15 protein-coding genes are annotated in these 17,835 nt (G+C 36.9%); 12 read left to right on the forward strand and 3 right to left on the reverse strand.

Translation table 11 applies throughout. From position 1 onward, the window contains the following. Positions 1-101 precede the first annotated feature (101 nt). Positions 102-1,553 carry a PLP-dependent aminotransferase family protein gene (locus tag V1500_RS01710; protein WP_409303935.1) on the reverse strand — a complete coding sequence of 484 codons (1,452 nt, stop codon included), beginning with the start codon at positions 1,551-1,553 and terminating at the stop codon, positions 102-104. Between the two features lie 129 nt (positions 1,554-1,682). Between V1500_RS01710 and V1500_RS01715 the strand changes: the two genes are divergently transcribed. The 3 genes from V1500_RS01715 to V1500_RS01725 all read left to right on the forward strand — a co-directional run bounded on the left by V1500_RS01715 (position 1,683) and on the right by V1500_RS01725 (position 4,093). Continuing rightward, complete coding sequence (locus tag V1500_RS01715; protein ID WP_409303936.1) at positions 1,683-2,300, forward strand: LysE/ArgO family amino acid transporter; 618 nt, start codon at positions 1,683-1,685, stop codon at positions 2,298-2,300. 251 nt (positions 2,301-2,551) lie between these two features. Beyond that, positions 2,552-3,028 (forward strand): YjdJ family protein, encoded by a 477-nt coding sequence (locus tag V1500_RS01720; RefSeq protein ID WP_409303937.1) that lies wholly within the window; start codon positions 2,552-2,554, stop codon positions 3,026-3,028. 348 nt (positions 3,029-3,376) lie between these two features. Continuing rightward, the gene (locus V1500_RS01725; protein ID WP_409303938.1) at positions 3,377-4,093 is read left to right on the forward strand and encodes a hypothetical protein; all 717 of its coding nucleotides are present in this window, start codon (positions 3,377-3,379) and stop codon (positions 4,091-4,093) included. A 381-nt stretch (positions 4,094-4,474) separates the two neighbouring features. On the opposite strand, the gene V1500_RS01730 is transcribed toward V1500_RS01725, so the two are convergent. Beyond that, positions 4,475-5,101 carry a TetR/AcrR family transcriptional regulator gene (locus V1500_RS01730; protein WP_409303939.1) on the reverse strand — a complete coding sequence of 209 codons (627 nt, stop codon included), beginning with the start codon at positions 5,099-5,101 and terminating at the stop codon, positions 4,475-4,477. Positions 5,102-5,345: 244 nt separating this feature from the next. On the opposite strand from V1500_RS01730, the gene V1500_RS01735 reads away from it, so the two are divergent. From V1500_RS01735 to V1500_RS01745, 3 genes are all read left to right on the forward strand, one after another. Next, on the forward strand, positions 5,346-5,792 hold the full coding sequence (locus V1500_RS01735; RefSeq protein WP_409303940.1) for a VOC family protein: 447 nt from the start codon (positions 5,346-5,348) through the stop codon (positions 5,790-5,792). Between the two features lie 415 nt (positions 5,793-6,207). Beyond that, positions 6,208-6,588, forward strand: coding sequence for a hypothetical protein (locus V1500_RS01740; protein ID WP_409303941.1), 381 nt, complete (start codon positions 6,208-6,210; stop codon positions 6,586-6,588). Positions 6,589-6,661: 73 nt separating this feature from the next. Then, positions 6,662-6,844, forward strand: coding sequence for a hypothetical protein (locus V1500_RS01745; protein WP_409303942.1), 183 nt, complete (start codon positions 6,662-6,664; stop codon positions 6,842-6,844). A 487-nt stretch (positions 6,845-7,331) separates the two neighbouring features. On the opposite strand, the gene V1500_RS01750 is transcribed toward V1500_RS01745, so the two are convergent. Further along, on the reverse strand, positions 7,332-8,873 hold the full coding sequence (locus V1500_RS01750; RefSeq protein WP_409303943.1) for a DUF4041 domain-containing protein: 1,542 nt from the start codon (positions 8,871-8,873) through the stop codon (positions 7,332-7,334). Between the two features lie 494 nt (positions 8,874-9,367). Between V1500_RS01750 and V1500_RS01755 the strand changes: the two genes are divergently transcribed. The 6 genes from V1500_RS01755 to V1500_RS01780 all read left to right on the forward strand — a co-directional run bounded on the left by V1500_RS01755 (position 9,368) and on the right by V1500_RS01780 (position 17,826). Continuing rightward, positions 9,368-9,823, forward strand: coding sequence for a hypothetical protein (locus tag V1500_RS01755; protein ID WP_409303944.1), 456 nt, complete (start codon positions 9,368-9,370; stop codon positions 9,821-9,823). 1,477 nt (positions 9,824-11,300) lie between these two features. Beyond that, complete coding sequence (locus tag V1500_RS01760; protein WP_409303945.1) at positions 11,301-12,191, forward strand: Mu transposase C-terminal domain-containing protein; 891 nt, start codon at positions 11,301-11,303, stop codon at positions 12,189-12,191. 95 nt (positions 12,192-12,286) lie between these two features. Continuing rightward, positions 12,287-13,027 carry a TnsA endonuclease N-terminal domain-containing protein gene (locus tag V1500_RS01765; RefSeq protein ID WP_409303946.1) on the forward strand — a complete coding sequence of 247 codons (741 nt, stop codon included), beginning with the start codon at positions 12,287-12,289 and terminating at the stop codon, positions 13,025-13,027. Then, positions 13,024-15,078 carry a Mu transposase C-terminal domain-containing protein gene (locus tag V1500_RS01770; protein ID WP_409303947.1) on the forward strand — a complete coding sequence of 685 codons (2,055 nt, stop codon included), beginning with the start codon at positions 13,024-13,026 and terminating at the stop codon, positions 15,076-15,078. The genes V1500_RS01765 and V1500_RS01770 overlap by 4 nt, the downstream gene beginning before the upstream one ends. A 1-nt stretch (position 15,079) precedes the next feature. Further along, entirely contained in the window at positions 15,080-15,952 is an 873-nt protein-coding gene (locus V1500_RS01775; RefSeq protein WP_409303948.1) for a TniB family NTP-binding protein, read from the forward strand. Positions 15,953-16,032: 80 nt separating this feature from the next. Beyond that, positions 16,033-17,826 carry a TniQ family protein gene (locus tag V1500_RS01780; protein ID WP_409303949.1) on the forward strand — a complete coding sequence of 598 codons (1,794 nt, stop codon included), beginning with the start codon at positions 16,033-16,035 and terminating at the stop codon, positions 17,824-17,826. Positions 17,827-17,835: the final 9 nt, after the last annotated feature.

Below are 17,835 nucleotides of genomic sequence, written 5' to 3' on the forward strand. Positions count from 1 at the left end.
TGAATAACGGAGCTGCTTGTCTGCGGCTTTTTTTCTTATTGTGCTAACGGGGCAGGTTAGTTTAACAAAAAGTTGAGAAATAAGGGCTTCAAAAGAAGCCCTTATTTGGCTATTGTTTTTACAATTTTTGATAAGCGTTTAATACCATCATGTATATTGGGAAGAGAAGCAAATGAATAGGAAACTCGCAGAAATTGTTCAGCTTGATTATCATAAACATTTCCTGGATTCAGTAATATTCCTTCTGCAACTGCCATTTCAAATAATTTTCTCATAGAGAGTGACGGCAACAAACGCAGCCAAATATAAAATCCTCCAGTTGGTTTATCCCAAACTGCAATATCAGAAAAATACTTGTTCAAAGTATCTAAAGTAAAATCCCTTCGAGTTTTCAGTTGTTCTCTTACTTCATTTATATGTTTATAGTAAAGTCCACTGGAAAACCATTCTACTGCTGCCCACTGTGATAAAGAACTAGATCCATAATCGGTTTGCATTTTAATATCTGCTAAGTGCTCAACTACTGCTTCCGGACCAACAATCCATCCAATACGAAGACCAGGACTTAAAGATTTAGATAAACTTCCCAAATAAAGAACCAGTCCATGTTTGTCAAAAGCCTTAATTGGTTTTGGCGGACTTTCATCGAACCATAATTCTCGGTATACATCATCTTCAATCAAAGGCAGTTGTTCTTGTTGACAAGTATCCAGCAATTGTTTACGTCTTTCCAAAGTCATCAAGGTACCAGTAGGATTATGAAATGAAGGAATGGTATAGAGTAAAGCGGCTTTTTGTTGTTTTTTATATTGTTGAATAAGATTGGCTTGAATTCCTTCTTTATCCAAAGGGATACCCACTAAACGCATACCTGCTGACTGGAAGACATTTAAAGAATGAAGATATGATGGCTTTTCTGTTAATACGGTAGAACCCCTATGCAATAAACCAACACTAATAAGCTGTAGGGCTTGTAATGCACCTGATACGATTAAAATAGAAGAAGGAGAAGCAGAAATCCCTATTGTATTTAAATAGTTGGCAATCTGTTCTCTTAATGGCAACAAACCCTTTGGTTCTTCATATCCATAAGTAATTTCCTTATACGACAATTGTTGAAAAATTTTTTTCATTGTTATGCTCGGAATGAGATTTGGTGATAATTCCCCAGTTCCAAGGCGAATGATGTTAGGAATAAATTCTGCTTGATTTATTTCTTGGATAGTTGGCAAGTTAGGCTTGTGGGTTCCTACCTTTACATATGAATTCCAATCGGGAGGCGGGGTAGTCGCTAACAAGTTCCAAGTATTGTTTACCACTCTGGTTCCACTGCCGCTTTTTCCTTCTATAAGTCCTTCAGCTATTAATTCATCATATGCGGTTACTAATGTACTCCTATTTACTCCTAACTCTTTTGCTAAAGTGCGTTGGGGTGGGAGCTTATATCCTATCGTCCATTCTCCATTTGATATTTTTTCTTTAATAAAATCAGTTATTTGTTTATGTAATGGTATTGGCGATGATTTATTTGGTTTCCAATCCGTTGTAAACATCAAAAAGTTCTCCTTTTTATAAACTATTATATTACTTGGTTGGTTCAGATTCCATCCAATTGGTTGGAGACAAAAACAAGATTTCAACTACAATTGACTTTGGAGTATAAAAAGAAAGGAGAACTTTGAATGATAGAACCATTTGTTCATGGATTTATTCTTGCAATTGGATTAATACTGCCACTGGGTGTCCAAAATGTTTTTATTTTTAACCAAGGGGCACTACAACCACGATATATGTATGTTTTACCCGTGGTTATAACAGCTTCCCTTTGCGACACCCTGTTAATTTCAATATCTGTTTTAGGCATTTCCTTACTAATTCTAAGTTCATTTTGGTTGAAAGCCATTTTAATCACAGCCGGGGTTATTTTTTTAGTGTATATGGGATGGACCACATGGAATAGTAAACCAAATAGTGAAAGAAATTCTGATATAAATAAATTTTCATTAAAGAAACAAGTATTATTTGCAGCTTCTGTTTCTTTATTAAATCCACATGCAATCATGGACACTGTGGGGGTAATTGGAACAAGTTCATTACAATACCTGGGAGAAGAAAAAATAATATTTACTGTTACATGTATTATGGTTTCATGGATTTGGTTTATTGGACTTTCACTGGTTGGTAGAATCATAGGGAAAATTGATAAGTCTGGAAACTTTTTGTTGATTCTTAATAAAATATCTGCCTTAATCATGTGGGCGGCAGCAGTTTATCTGGTTTTTTCTTTAATTAATAAATAGAACAAATGAGGTTTTAGGTAAAGAATGTGTAGTATTGTACTTAAGCGAACAGGGGCGTTGATCCAAGAAGGATTTTTGGCCTTTTATCTTGAATTCCTCTTATTGAACAAACGGGGCAGGTTAGTGGAAGAACCAGGTGGATTTCCCATACCAATTAAAAGGATTTTCACTAGCTCTGTGACTATGAAATTTCTTGATATATAATGGAATTAATTTACATGATGTACCATCCTGATTACGAGGTGAATCCGATGTCATTTAAAATCCTGATCCAGCTTGGCTTATCCATCATGTTTCTCCTATTTTCTACGTTTGCAGCTTGGTATGAAGGCAGTCAAATACTAGATGATCCATGGGAATGGAAATACTCTGCAATATTTTCGAATTTCGTACATGGACAGGTAGAGAATGTTAGAGAGATTATCTGGGTCGACCATTTTGTGTATGCGGCAAAATTCATGCCTGCTTTTCCACTGCTTATGCTCCTTAGTGGGACGTATCTTGTTTTTCTTGTAGGCTATATCCTATTTAACCGAAGGCATAAGGTTTATTTTACTTTTCTAACCATAATCGGAGTAATCAATTTATTCTTAAGTTGGTTGCTAACAAGTTCTTCTACAGAGGGGCTAAAAATGTTTCAATATAGTTTTTTGATCATTGGCATATTATCGATTGTTATTTCATTTATGTGGATTCTAAACAAGAAAGATGACATTGTCATCCAATAATTAATCCCTCAAGCACTGAGCATGATTCCTGTATACCTAGAAGTAGCTTTTCTTAATGCATAAAAAGGCGGACGAGTTTGAAAAAGGAATTGGGAAGATAACAAAAGCGGAGAGATACCTTAAAATATATGCCGGTACCTTTTTCGTAACGAGCTGGCTCGGCACATGACACTATTATGGGATGTAATTGGGGGTAAAAGCAGCTCGATTCTGTGCGGAGTACAGAGTTTACCTCAAGGGGATGGCTGCGGCACCCCTTTCTTCTTGTGCTAACGGGGCAGGTTAGCTGAAGAAGGAGAGCAAAAGTATAGTTAGAATTTTAAAAAAACAGTGAAAATGGGAGGAAAAATGAAACACAAAGTAGCGTGGAAATGGGTACTACTTCTTGGGGTTTTGCTTTTGTTGATAATTTATGAGCTGAACTCCCTCAGACAAAAGGAAGCGGCGGCTCCTACTCCGAAGGTGACAGTGGGAGCTAAAAAGGTTGAGGCGTATATATCACAATATGAAAAAGAAGATACTGTAACCGATTTTACATATAAGAAAAGCGAGCAGAAAACCTACATTGTAAATCCTCGATCTCAAATACAAGTTACATTTGAAGATGAACCGGAAACGGTTGAGATTACTGAAGTGAGTAGGTTTCTTGACGAGGATATAGAAGAATTGATTGTAAATGGTGAATTGAATAACCGGTCAGGGGAAAGAGATTTTATAATTCGCGTAAAATGGGAGGACCAGACGGCGGCTGTGTATAACCTTCATTTAAACGTCAAAGAATTGGTCACTTATCAAGAATTACTTGCCAAGGAAAAAGATGATTATAGTATGTTCTGCATAGCACCTGATTTGAAAAGCCAAGATCTCAACAGCTTTAATGAAAATAACCGAATTCTTATTACAACATCGCATGGTACTACAAGTTTAGAAGAGGCAAAGAAGGAATATCCAGAACTTAAATTGAAAAGTCCGTCTACGTTTATTTTGTTCAACTACCGAGAAGAGATTTATCGTTCAGATAATCTAAGCGATTTTAAGACATTTATACAATCTTTAAAACCATAACCCAGTCCGAAATTTACTTAGTCCATTATATGTTCCATGTGGGTGACTCTTTATTGTTGCACTAAAGGGGGCAGGTTAGTTGAACAACAGTAAAGAAATATGACCGCTTATTTACCCTCTATAACAAAAAAAGAGACAGTTATTAGCCTGCCTCTCTCCATGTATGCATTGAAAATAAATAAACCATTTCCATGGAACTCGATAACAATATATGCTCATAATATCGTTTTGTATGGGCATTCTCTCTTTTGTTGTCCTCCACAACATATATTTATTTTTTAACTTGCTGCTCGATAATTTGTTTTTACTTGCTTAACAAAAGGGGCAGGTTAGTTCTATAAGAAAATTGAAATAAAGGGGTAGTATTTATAATTCATTACCCTATTGCAATAACAATTTATTTACCCCAGCTGTAACAAAAGGACCGTTAACTGTTATGGATGATATAATTCCAGCCATTTCTTGAGGAGATTCTTTCCTACCATCGTCTAACCACTGTTGTATTACTCCTAGATGTGCTGATGTAACATACGATGCTAAATATTGTTTTGGAACAAGTAAATTTTTATCTTTTATTAGTGCGTTTTGTTCCCCAAACATTGTTCTCCACATAAAGTCTTTCAGCCTTGTTTGAAATGATAAATCTCCTTTAGGACCTAACACAGCTTTCATAAAATCACTATTTTTATTTAGACATTCAAAAAAGGCAACATCAAGGGCAAATGGTGCTACAATCGGTGAGTTGTTTTTAAGTGTGGCAATAATATCTGGGATTTTCTGTTTTGCAATTCTAGATAACTCCTGCATAATTTCGTCTTCGCATTTAGTTATTAAATCGAATTTATTTTCGTAGTGTGCATAAAACGTTCCTCGATTAATCCTTGCTCTAGTTGTTATGTCTTTAACTGTAATTGCCTGGAAGCCGATTTCCTCAATTAATTCCACAAGTGCCTCTCTAATCGATTCTTTTGTACGAAGGATTCGTAAGTCCGTATAAGTATCTTTCATATTGCCTCCTTAATTTTAACAAACATATTTGCACAAGGTGTCCCTTAACCAACACATCTACCATTTTTGATTATAGGAACAAAACTATTTAGCTATATAATATAAATATAAACAACACGTTGTTTATTAACAAAAAATAATAAAGTATACCCTATAAATTAGGTGGGAATCCTTACTTCATTAAGTGGGAGGCACAGAGGTAGAAAAGTATTACTAATTAATTATAAAGAAATGGGGCAGAAAAATGAAAAATGAACTTTTTCAAGGAACGATTGATCATACTGGAATTGTAGTACCAAATCTTAGTGAAGCCGTTACATTTTTTACCGAAGTATTAAATTTTGAAATCTTATTTCAAGCACCACCTATGAAGTTTGAGGATGACCGTTTAAAACAAAGCTTTGGTGTACACGAAAAAGCCTATGTAGAAGGTGCAGCATTCCTCCAATATGGGGGAAAGAAAATAGAGCTTGTTCAATGGGCCGACCCTGAACAAAACGGTGGACCAAAACCTGCTGATATTGGTACAGCACATTTAGCAATTTCAGTAACGGACCTTAAAATGGCCTATACTTATTTTGAAAATACTCCAGGTGTATCGGTTAGAGTATTTAGTCCAATCGGCTTTTTCTACATTACTAGTCCGTGGGGGCTTGAGATCCAAATTGTAGGTGCCGAGCAATCAAAGTGATTAATAAAATGACCTTTTTAGAGTAAGCTTTTAGAAATAGCTTACTCTTTTATTGGGTGTTATTACTAGTTTGTGAAGAATTGTACTTAAACTATCGGGGGCTTTAGTGGAATAGAGATGTTGAGGATAAGGGCCTCGTTTTCAATAGAATCAGTAGCAATTCTTGCTATGGTTTGTTATAACTTTACTCCTGCTACCAATACTAAAATAAAGGAGGGATTTTTTATGTGTTCATACGATACGACGCTGTATAAGGAAATCCTTACTGAATTAAAAACTTATGGCCCTGCGTGTAATTAATCAGCTTAAAGACGATAAAATATATAGCAGGGAAATGGCTGTCCAAAAATTATTAATGATTGTTGAACGGCTGGAACAGGAAGAACCAGAAACCAAAAACATAGGATGATGAGTGATGACACGGATACCGACACATGACCGTGACATATTTGAACAGGCATTGTATCTGCCTATGCTGCTTACGATCATGGAGCGTGACAAACAAATATTTGGGCAGATTGACGTGAAAATCAAGGAGCCTTACCTCGGGTTGATAGAAGCGTCGATGAAGGCTGTGCAACTGGACCTAAAGGTTGCACGCGACTACATGAGGAACAACAACATGAAGATAGCAGAGATCAAACGTGATGAGGATTTTACCATGTTCAGTTTCCTGTATAAGGGTTATGATGAACACCATAATTATTTCAATCACCGGCTCCGGAATAAGTGTAAAGAATTGCTAACACATTATTTATTCAACCATCATGAAATGAATCATAAAATGTCGAAATAAAAACGCCGCCTACTCAATTCGGGAATGCTTTGCTATGATGGAAAAGTGAAATCTAATGAAGCAGGTGAGCATAATGAATGAAGATACAAAAGAATACAAAGGCTTCGATACATCCATCCTTTACACCTATAAAGACCTGCCCGATATCCAGAGTGGACGTTGTGATAATTGCGGCAACGCCCAATTTAAGAGTTCGGTTAAGAACTTTACTTTTATTAGAGAGTGCAGACAGTGTGGCATGAAAAAGAGTATATGACCCTTTTTGGGTCTTTTTTGCGACACTTAATTGTATTCCCAAAAAAATAGTCACAGTATTCAACAAAAGAAGGTATTCCTAAACAGAGCTGCTTTGTATAATATCTGAACTTGACCCGCTATTTATTTTTCGGGGGAGGATGAAGAAGTTCGATTCAACGAAATGAGCTTACTATTTCTGCGACGTTACGGCAAAGTCAGTTTGCACTCGCTTTATGTTTTTATGGTTGATTGTTATCAACAGGTAAGAAGGTTCACAATTAAACTAAGAGAAAAGGGATATTCGACTATGGTTAGTAGCACTGAGCGGCATGAATCTAAATAAATTATGCATCGACAAGTATCATGATCTTTTTTTAGAGGAGAACGGGTGTATATATAATAGAAGAAACAAGAGTTTGCAGAGCATCAATATGAATAAAGCACCGCTATCCATTTCATGAATCGCAGTGCCGTTTATTTAGAATATTAATATAATAATTGTTAATTTAGACAGCTTGTAAAGTTTTCTGCTCTATAGCCTTAGATTGTCGATACTCCTCTGCTTTAGCAAGCTTGGTGAATTCAACTGTTTTGTTATGATTTTGCTTCACAACTTCTTCGATCTCCCTAAGGCTTACACAAAAGAATTCCTTCCGTTCGTTAACTTTGTTCAAACGTCTGTCTGCGAAGGCACTATGTAATGCATTCTCAAGCGTTGGAGCATCCTCACTGAAGATCATACCATGCACGTCAAAGGTAAAGGGAACGGAGGCATCTCCTAGTTCCCTTACCCGATCCAGAGGCTCCAACCGACGAGTCATTCCAATCTTATATATATTCTCCCCAAAGGAACCGATATTGGATACGATGTACACGTAACCTGCACGTGTATTTTGAACCCTGTGCAGGACATCTTCCTTATTCTTTCTGGTTACCGCAAGCTGCTTTTCTAATTCTTGCAGTGTTACATGTAATTGGGCTTGTTTAGTTTCATCCGTTTCTTCCAATTGCTTCTTTAAATTTTTAATCGCCTGTTCAAAGTGTTTTTCTTCTTTTTCCACTTTTTCTTTCGCTTTTTCCAGCTCCTTCAAGGCCGTGGCTTCCTCACGCATCCGTTCCTTGATTTTCATCTGTTCGTGTTTTTCCTCCTGCTTTTTCTGTTCGTATTCATATTTTAAATACAATTCCTCGATTTTTAAATTCAGGTAACTATTTGTGATGGAGACTTGTTGCTCATTTGTCAGCTTGTTTAATTCTTCAAATACTTTTTTAATTCTTCTTTCGCTTGCTCCTACGTTTGAGAATTTTACTGTTGCTATGATGTTGTCACATTCATTGTTGAAGGCTCTAAGAATCAACTTGATTGTGTTAAGGATTTTTTCTTTTCCTTTTCTATTATTATTGTTCATGGTCCGATCCAGGAGATGAGAGGTCGCGACTCGGTCTTTAACCATCTGTTTTTGTTTCTGCCTAATGTTATTTAGAGTATTTTGAAATGCCTCTGAACCCTCAAATGCATACTTAGGTGTGTATAAGCCAAATGATTGCATTGTAATGTCCTCATATAACAGAGTCAATTCCTGTTGTCTGGTTTGTATTTCAGCAGAAACAGCTGCTTTTTTGGCTAAAAGGGAGTCTATATCGTCTTGCACAGCTTTTTTGGATTGTTCCAGGTATTTAAGGATGTTAGTATCTTGTATTTGGCTATTCAAATCTTGGCTTTCTTTCTTCAACTCTTGGATTTTTTGCTCAAGGATTGCTTTGATGGTGATTACATCCGTTACCGGTTTGAAGAAATCAAGTTCTTTTGTAAGCTCCAGTTTTTTGGCGGATAATTGCAGTAGCTCGCCTTTCATTTGTTGGATATGTTCGTTTGCATCAATTACTTCATCTAATTTGTTTTCCATCCAGATAACCCTAGCTTCCTTTAGCTTTTTATGTCGCTCGTAGATTAGGATGATAGCTACAATTGGCGGAACGATAAGAAACCATAAAGTGAAGAGGATACCAATGAACCAAGGTGAGTAGTAGAATTTTTCTTCGTACATATTTGCTGTATACTCCTTTTTTGTATAATTTTGTCTGTTGGATGGAATTTTATGTATGACTCTAATTAAAACAGAATATTTTCACAATATTAAATACGAAAATATGCCAATAGAGTAGCAAACCTATTTCTCCATGCATTGTTTAATATTGATAGCTCACAGGCAATGAAATCATTATTTGGGGTCCGCTGGGTTAAAGCAAGATCTAACAGTGTGCTCTTATCTAAGGGAAAGAAGGAGGAAAAGAATTTGGCTCTAAATGAATGATTCCGCAATTCCTGCCCTAAATCCCACGATAGAAAGTGCAGCCACTACACCTATGAATTGTATCTGCTCTGAAATTATCAATAATGAAACTCTTGTATTTCTGCACACCGATTCTAAATAATTCCCCTAGTCTCAAGCAGTTTGATACAGAAAAATATTTTGTCAGAATTAACTGAAGTTTGTTATAATTAACTTGATCAAAAATCCTTTATCGTGGAGAAAGACTAATGGCATATAGTGTAAAAAATCTTCAAGAATCCATTAAAAAAGTCGATCGAGAAATACTTGCAGATGAAACAAAAAGGTTATTAGTAGAGGATGGTTTAATAAAGAAAAATTATAAAATAGCAGAAATTCAAAGACGCATCGACAGTTTTCTTAATCAGGATACGAAATACACAGATGGTTTTCTACGAGCTTTCGATAGCATTTATCCGCCGGATGGAGCAAGAAGGGCATTGCTTGGTAAGCATGATGAAAAGAGCGAGCTCACCTGGAGAGAAATATTCGTGAATGCTACTGTTGATGTTCCAAGTAGAACATTGGTGGCATCTAAAGATATAGAAGTAATTACAGAGTTAAAACGAGCGTTTATTACCTTGGTAGATTCTTGCTTTGAGGATTCCAGAGAAGAGACTCTAAATAATCTGCGGACTATAACTAAGATATTAGGTGAAAAATAGAACAACGAAAAAGAGGTGCGATTCCAAAAGGCCAAATAAATTGCCCGGTATTGTGCCGGGTCCGATACCTCTGATAGTTTTGTCGGAGCATAAATAAAAGCTGTCCAACAGACACTTCCCTCCCAAAGCAGCCCTATATTCACTTCAACAGTTCATCATACATACCTTTCTCACTGTAAGCATGTGGTAGAGTGTAACACAATAATTTGTAGGAATCTTGACAGAGGACCAAGGGTCTCTTTGGATGCCCTGTTCTGTACGAAGGCCAATTAAGCCTTCGCGGCCCCTCCCGTAGTAAGTTTTGGTATTATTCGTAAGAATACTTTTCCCTCTCACTTCTTTGTTAACATGGTCAAGGATATTTGGACTGCTGAATGGCTTTTTCAGTTTTATGTAAAGATTGAAGATTATATTTCACTGCCAGACTTTCCTTTCTGCTAAGCAACTGTACCATTCTTGTTATTCATAACAGCAGAATATTTATTTTCGATAACCATCCTGATTTGACAGGCAATTTTTTTTTTAATTCTTTAATACAGAAATCTAGTTTTTATCTTCTTCATTGCGAGCTGCGTTGAGGGAACGGCCTCAGTCTATTCATAATAGCGAGCGACCCCGGCTAAACCTGCTAACTTGCAAAGATAGAGAATTTTTTTACTTCAAAATAAAAATGTACGCTGAGTGTGCCTTCCAGTTGTCTGGTTTAGGGTCACTACTATATAAAACACTGCTTTTAAAGATTTTGAGCTTTTTAAGAAGTCCGATTCAGCTTTTGATTCGGGCTTCTTCTTTATTTTATATTACCTCTAGAGGTGTGTGAGCTGGGAAATGTTCTACTATGATTTCCTTTCCCCCCTGGTGTTCTGTCAGGTGGACTTTCTTCGCCAAACGCCAAAATGTTTTGCTCCATTTGCCGAAGCATGGTACTCCCCTGAATGTAAAGATTCGTCCACTCCAATATTATTTGGATGCCCCTCTAATTATTTCATTAGAATATCTGTGTATATTTTCTTTGTCACGGTGCTCCTGGATTCCTAAATCATTTTAGAACAGACAAGTCAGTAATGTGCTGCCCTTTTTTGCGTATCCTTTACCTTTCAGATTTAACCAAGGAGTCTGCTTTTGTGTGGTATAATTACCACTTTTTTGTCAATAATGATAAACGTTGGTGGTTGCTCGACCACATTTTTTTAAGAAAATACAAAAAAATGTGTGCATCTAACCACTAAAATTTAGTATCTAGTTATTTTTTTAGCTCTCTTTTAGATTAATCTACAAAAAATTAGATGTGTTTTAGTTATAAAAAAATAACTAGTAATACTAGTAAATTATTGATAGTAATGGATTTAGTAAGGTGTACTGGGCTGGACTCCCAGTGCCTGATGGTAGAAATCAATATATGATAAGCTCACAGAGCCAATTATGGCGGGTTGGTAATGATAACCGAAATGATTCATGAAAAGGAAGAGGTGTATCGATGTTGCATAGGAAATATGACGCAGGATCTGAAGAGGTTATCCAAAGAGAGGCTCTATACCCATTACATATAGTCGAAATTGATTATGTCCTATTAGATATAGATGTATACGATGAGTCGGGATATATTATAGGCCGTCCTTGGTTGACATTAGGAGTCGATGTGTATAGCGGTGCAGTATGGTGTTACTTCTTGTCGCTTGAGGGTCCATCTAAATATACTTTGATAAATGCCATACAACATGGAATATTACCTGTTAAGGAAAAATTGAATACTTGTCAAGAATGGGAAGTATTTGGAATACCTGACACAATTGAATATAGCCTCGAGTTAAATAATAAGGACATTCAAGTGTTGGTGAATGAAACTTTAAAGTCCAATATCATATTTAACCCGGTTAGACCTTTTCGTAATCGTAGTCGGGCAGCCTTGGAAAGGGTGTTTGGATCAATAAATTCTGTATTGACACACCTAATACAGGAAAATCAAACAAGCAGGGTACAAGAATTAGGGGCAGGCACTCCTAAACATAAGACATTTCTCACCTTGCACGAGGTGAAAGAATCTATTGTGAAATATATCACAAATATAAGCCGCGTCGATCACGTAAGAGGAATCAAGCGGAAGGGTAACCCCATAACTATAAATGAAGACAAGGCAGCCATTGCTAAAATCCAGATGCTCCCTGAAAAGTATAAACCATATACAAGACGAGGGGTGCAACTGGATCATATATTATACCGTACGCCAGAACTTAACCACTTAATTGCTGGGCCTGAGACAAAGTATATAGTGAAATTTGATAATCACGACGTGAGTAGTATCTATTTACTTGACCCAACAATAAATAAATATGTTCTTGTGCCCGCTGTTAATCTGAAACGGCAATAGACCATGGCACAAAGTAAACAAACAAAATATGTCTAGCCGGAAATTTATATTTGTAATGCTACTTATTTCGGCGGAAGTAAACAGGAGATACCATAATGACTGAACTAAACTGGATTGAAAAAGATATGGAATATGGACCAAAAAGAGGGGTGAACAACAAGCTAAGCTGGAAGATACATCATAATATCGGAGGATTTTATAGTAACAAAATGGAAAAAGAGGTGGAATACGAGTCTTTAGGAGAATGCCTGTTTTATTATTTTTTAGAGTTGGATCCCCAAACGGTGAGGTACTATGTACAACCTGTAGAAGTAGCGATTCCGTATTATACAAAAGACAGAGATAAAGGGTTTTGGACCCACGTTCCGGATGTTTTGGTTTTCCGGGCAGAAGAGCCGCCTTCCCTATTTCAAATAAAGGAAAGTAAAGAAAGCACAGATCAACATTCATTGGTAAATAGGGTTTGCACTCGCTATGCAGCAGAAAAGGGATGGAGGTATGAAGTTGTCTACCCAAAGATGTTGCCTAAGGAGGTAATCTACAATATCAATTACTTGCATGGCTTTACCAGGCCAAGGCGAGCATTTAAGTACTGGGGCGAAGAAGTGATGGAGCGAATTAAGTTTTTTGAAGAAAGTAGTATCGATGAAATCTGCACCAGTTTTGCACCAAAAGCAGATCCCCTGATGATTAAGCCGATTATTTATCATCTGATTGCGAAAGGTATCCTCCATGTGGATTTATACAAGAAGATATCTTCTGCAACTAAATTGATATCAAAACCTGGAGTTCTACAATTAGACCAGATGTTTAACGCGGAGGAAATTGTGGAATGAAGCTCAACCAACTTAAAGTAAATGGTCTGATGGAATACAGAGGGCGGAAATACCGTATATTGAGCATTGATCCGCCGGTGCTAACTATACAACGCTATAAGACAGACAATGAAGCTATTGACATCAATTTTATGGACTTGATTACGGACCCTTCATTTGTGCCGTCTAAACACCTGATAAATAATATAAAGAAAAATAGCAATGCTGCCGCATTGGACATGTTGACTGAAAGAGATTTGCAAAAGGTCTCCAAACGTTTTGATATCATTAGGCCGTTATTGGTTTTAGAAAAGGTCAAGGAGGGAGATTTTACTGGGTATGTGGAATTCATGGAACATCATAAACATTATGTAAAGGATAAAGAATTGCCTTCAGACCTGAACATTGATATTCTTTCGGACAGAATTGCGGAGAAAATGCAGAAGAGTAAGCGTACAGTATTGAGGCATTACTACAATTTTGTTAAAGCCAGAGCAAATGCCTATAGAGGTGAAGAAGGTCTAATATCAAAGAGTGGTTCTGGAGTCCATCAAAGAAAAGATAATAAAATTATCGAAATCTGCCATCCTCAAAAACCTGATCTGGTACTGGACACCATAGCCACACGTTTGGATGATGCTATACTTCCTATTATTAAGGAAGTGATAGAGCAAGAATATTTGAGAGTTAAAAGGCCAAAGAAGAGAGAGGTTTATGATTCCATTGCTAATAAGTGTACTAGGCAAAAATTAAACCCTCCACGTGAAATTACCATCTTCAAGATGTTGGATAGAATATCGCCGAAGCTGAAGGATCGAATGAGAAATGGTACTAAAGCTGAACAGAAATATCAAGATATTTCACGGGGTTATGCTAATGAGGCAGCATTGTATCCCTTGCACTTGGTCGCGATTGACCATACGAAACTGGATATAGATGTTCTTGACGAGGTTGGTTTAGTCGTAGACCGTCCATGGTTGACATTAGGAATTGATGTTTATAGTCGGCAAGTATGGTGCTATCACTTATCTTTTGATCCCCCATCAGCAAACAAGGTTAGGAAGGCCATAGAACATGGTGTTTTATTAAAGCGAGTAAAAGAAAGGTACGGCACTAAGAATGAATGGCCGGTTTATGGGATTCCGGATGTAATTCAATTTGACAATGGTTCTGAATTCAATAATTATGCCATTAAAAGATTAGTGAAAGAGACATTAATGTCTAATATTCGCTTCAGGCCGATAGCAACCCCGCGGTATGGAGGCACTATCGAAAGATTGTTTGGAACCTTCAACACTCAGTTTTTCCACCGTCTACATGGTACACGGAAAAGCAATGTCCAGGATTTAGGGGATTACGATCCAGAGGCGGATGCTGCACTTACGCTGGAAGACTTGGACAAAGCATTGGTGACATATATCGTTAACATTTATCACAATGAGCCACATAAAGGGCTTCCGTTAGATTCGTCTACCCCCATGACAAGATATTATGATGGGTTAAAGGAAAGGGGATATCCGGAATTCATAAGTGAAGATGAAGAAACCTCTTTCAGAATTGACTTGTTGCCAACGGAGAACAAGCCGTATACGAGGGATGGAGTCACTTTGGGCAATGTGCAGTACCGTATCGCAGGATTAAATCACTTGATTGACAAAAGAGAAAAAAAGTACGTAGTCAAGTTCGATATCGACGACATAAGTAAAATTTTTCTGCTGGATCCTACAACAAAAGAGTATATCGAAATTCCTGCCCATAAACCTTCATATGAAACTTTAGAGGGGATGTCCAGAGCGATTTACGAAAAAATAAGAGCCAAATTACGAAAAGTAGGAAAATTAAAGAGAAAACAGTTCGCAACAGATAAGGATATTCGAGAAATGAAAGATGACCATGATCAAATGCTGCAAAAAATGTATAGGAAACACAGACGTGTACGAAAACAGGCTGCTATTGGAAATTATCAGGTTTCGCTGAATGCTCCGTTAAAGCAACCTATAAATAAAGGTAATCCTTCATATCAAGAATTGATAGAGATGCAGAGACAACTAGAAGAGAAACGGAGGCAATAAAATGGGAGATCCAAATGCCACTTTTGCCAATAGAATTTCTAACCTGTATGTGGAGCACCCAAAGGTCCTTGATATCTATAACCATCTTGATACCATACTGGCCCATAGAGAATTAGAAGCAAAAAGTAGGCATACCATTATTTACGGTACTGGTGGAGTTGGAAAAACAAAGATGGCTGAAAATTACGTTTCCAAACATCCTCCCTATACCATCATAGATGAAGAGGGTACCCATATAGACATTGTACCGGTCATTTGTATTGAGATTCCCGATCCTTTCACATACACTGAGCTCTATTTCGCTATACTGAAAGGCTTAGGAGCTCCAAGGATTAAGGGAACTGTCGGAGAATTGAAGGACAGGACACGTAGCTTGTTGGAAAAGCAACAGGTAAAAATGATAATCATGGATGAAATACACAATATAATTGGTTGCAACATGGGAACCAAAAATGCCATGAAAAGTCTAAAGCATATCTCTAATGAATCAAATGTCTCTTTAGTTCTTTTAGGCACTCCAGAGGCAAAGGAGTTAATGTTGGACGATCAATATAAAACTAGATTCCGTCCAAAGGTTCTTTATAGATTTGAAGAGTGCAATGAGGAGTTCTGCCATTTTCTTGAATTGCTAGAAAAGCAACTGAATCCCCCATTCCCAATAGGTTTAGGTGACAATAATACGCTTCTTCCGAAGATTTTGCATCATCAATGTAAGGGAAAGGTAGGTTTCTTAGTCCCGATTATTATAGAGGCATACAGAATGCTTGGCGTTTTAGAGCCAGAATTTAATGAATTCGAAAATGCTAAGCTGTCTGTCGATATATTGGTCCAAGCCCACCGAGCGATTATCGGAGACGAAGACTTTAGTGATTAATAAATTTTTAAAATTATGAAAATTTGCTCCCTATAATGGAAATAATAATAATGTAATTTCCATTATAAGGGAGATGTTTTATGTCTAATCCTCTAACTAATAGACCCAGACCGTACGCAGGTGAAATGCTTCTCAGTTATGTAGTACGTGTGGCAGAGGTTAACGCTGTTCCTGTTCTTACATTGCTGAATTTTTTTAGAGCTGCTAATGTTCGCAAGATTGAGAGAGATGATTATGATTTGTTAAGTTACATGCCCGAAAAGATTCTTGATATAGACAAATTGGTTGCAGCGGTAAAATTAGATAGGGAAACAGCCCAAAACTGTACCTTCTTTAATTTGCTGAATGTTTTTTCTATGGAAAAAAACATGGGAAGGCTCCGATTTTTAAAGGGCCTCATTCTTGATAAATTGCAATTCTGTCCACAGTGTTTAAGGGAAACTAATCATTACAAATTGATTTGGAAGATTAAAGGTGTATCGGTATGTGATAGTCATCTATGTAAGTTGTTGGATGCCTGTCCTAATTGTAATAAAGGCATATTTTATAAAGATATTTCTATCTTAGGCTTGTGTCCAAATTGCCAATTTTGTTTGGCAAACGCTCTGCCTGAATATGTTTCTGCGTTGCAAATCGACTCCAATAAATGGTATATCAAGCAATGGGAATATTTATTGCAATTGGCCGATTATAAAATAAGCTCACAAGAATTAGCAATAAGGATATTGTTTCTTATAAACGAGAGGTCTTCTAAAAAATTGGCAAAGGAAGTGTTGGTAAAGTACGTGGATTTAGCCAAAATACCACCGCTCATGCAACATGCTAGAGGTACTTGGGTGAATAAAGGGTGTCTGCACCTCTCTTTTGTGATTGACATCGTTAATAAATTAAACCTATCCATTTGTGATTTATTCTCAACTAATCCTCCACAAAGCTTTTACAAAGTAATTATGGAGAAAACTCCACCGCATATTGATAAGATCCAATGCCTGGCACCCTGGTGTGAAGGATATAATTCGACTTCTTATATAGTTAAATGCAATACAGACAGTAAGGTTCAAAAAGATGGAGAAGTATTGAGATACTATACATATTGCTCAAAGTGTTACTGTGAATATGCCATAAATGAAACTGGACAGGTAACGGAGCGATCACATTTTATCAGTTGCTACCATTTCGTTAAAAGTAATGGGACAAATAATATTTCCATCGCTGGATTGGTAAAATTAATAGGCTTACCAACAGAAAAAGTAATTCGAGCTTTAGCATATCTTCAGACTAGGGGACTGGCTACAGGGGATATCGTGCCCTCAATAGTTATTAAACAGGAGCTTCTTGAGCGTATGCTTCAGTCCATTAGACACGAAGAAAAGCTGACAGACATAGCTAAATGGGTGGACTGGTCTAGCTATAGACACTTTTTGGCCTATCGTTACCATCATAAGGCTATGGAAACACTGAAAAACACTAAGAAAGCACAAAAAGGTGTTTCGTTGAATAAACAAAAACACGCACTTATGATAACGCATCTCAAAGAAATGATTGATGAAGAGCTTCCAATCACCATTAACAACGTCAGTACAAGATTAAAAGTTTCTCCTGAAACCATAAGGAAGTGGGGCTGCCTAGGTGTGATATCAGAATATAAATCGTTGCAAAAAGATGTAAAAAAGCAAAAGAGACTTGAGGGAGTAAAAAGGAAGATTGAGCAGTTTTTCTCCATGGAACATAAAACAATGTCAGCTGATTATTTATACGAATATATAGGAATAAGTAGATATGATCTTTGGAAAATTGCTCCAGATATCACTAGAGAGTTACGCGAAAAACTTTCCGACATAAAAAAGGGGGAGCATATTTCTGAATACCTATAAAGGAAGTCA

Origin of the sequence: Peribacillus sedimenti (assembly GCF_046237635.1) — a bacterium.
Taxonomy (GTDB): Bacteria; Bacillota; Bacilli; order Bacillales; family DSM-1321; genus Peribacillus; species Peribacillus sedimenti.

Excerpts from the sequence above, each read along its gene's own strand:
- V1500_RS01710 (WP_409303935.1), bottom strand. The coding sequence starts at position 1,553 with ATGTTTACAACGGATTGGAAACCAAATAAATCATCGCCAATACCATTA.
- V1500_RS01715 (WP_409303936.1), top strand. The coding sequence starts at position 1,683 with ATGATAGAACCATTTGTTCATGGATTTATTCTTGCAATTGGATTAATA.
- V1500_RS01720 (WP_409303937.1), top strand. The coding sequence starts at position 2,552 with ATGTCATTTAAAATCCTGATCCAGCTTGGCTTATCCATCATGTTTCTC.
- V1500_RS01725 (WP_409303938.1), top strand. The coding sequence starts at position 3,377 with ATGAAACACAAAGTAGCGTGGAAATGGGTACTACTTCTTGGGGTTTTG.
- V1500_RS01730 (WP_409303939.1), bottom strand. The coding sequence starts at position 5,101 with ATGAAAGATACTTATACGGACTTACGAATCCTTCGTACAAAAGAATCG.
- V1500_RS01735 (WP_409303940.1), top strand. The coding sequence starts at position 5,346 with ATGAAAAATGAACTTTTTCAAGGAACGATTGATCATACTGGAATTGTA.
- V1500_RS01740 (WP_409303941.1), top strand. The coding sequence starts at position 6,208 with ATGACACGGATACCGACACATGACCGTGACATATTTGAACAGGCATTG.
- V1500_RS01745 (WP_409303942.1), top strand. The coding sequence starts at position 6,662 with ATGAATGAAGATACAAAAGAATACAAAGGCTTCGATACATCCATCCTT.
- V1500_RS01750 (WP_409303943.1), bottom strand. The coding sequence starts at position 8,873 with ATGTACGAAGAAAAATTCTACTACTCACCTTGGTTCATTGGTATCCTC.
- V1500_RS01755 (WP_409303944.1), top strand. The coding sequence starts at position 9,368 with ATGGCATATAGTGTAAAAAATCTTCAAGAATCCATTAAAAAAGTCGAT.
- V1500_RS01760 (WP_409303945.1), top strand. The coding sequence starts at position 11,301 with ATGTTGCATAGGAAATATGACGCAGGATCTGAAGAGGTTATCCAAAGA.
- V1500_RS01765 (WP_409303946.1), top strand. The coding sequence starts at position 12,287 with ATGACTGAACTAAACTGGATTGAAAAAGATATGGAATATGGACCAAAA.
- V1500_RS01770 (WP_409303947.1), top strand. The coding sequence starts at position 13,024 with ATGAAGCTCAACCAACTTAAAGTAAATGGTCTGATGGAATACAGAGGG.
- V1500_RS01775 (WP_409303948.1), top strand. The coding sequence starts at position 15,080 with ATGGGAGATCCAAATGCCACTTTTGCCAATAGAATTTCTAACCTGTAT.
- V1500_RS01780 (WP_409303949.1), top strand. The coding sequence starts at position 16,033 with ATGTCTAATCCTCTAACTAATAGACCCAGACCGTACGCAGGTGAAATG.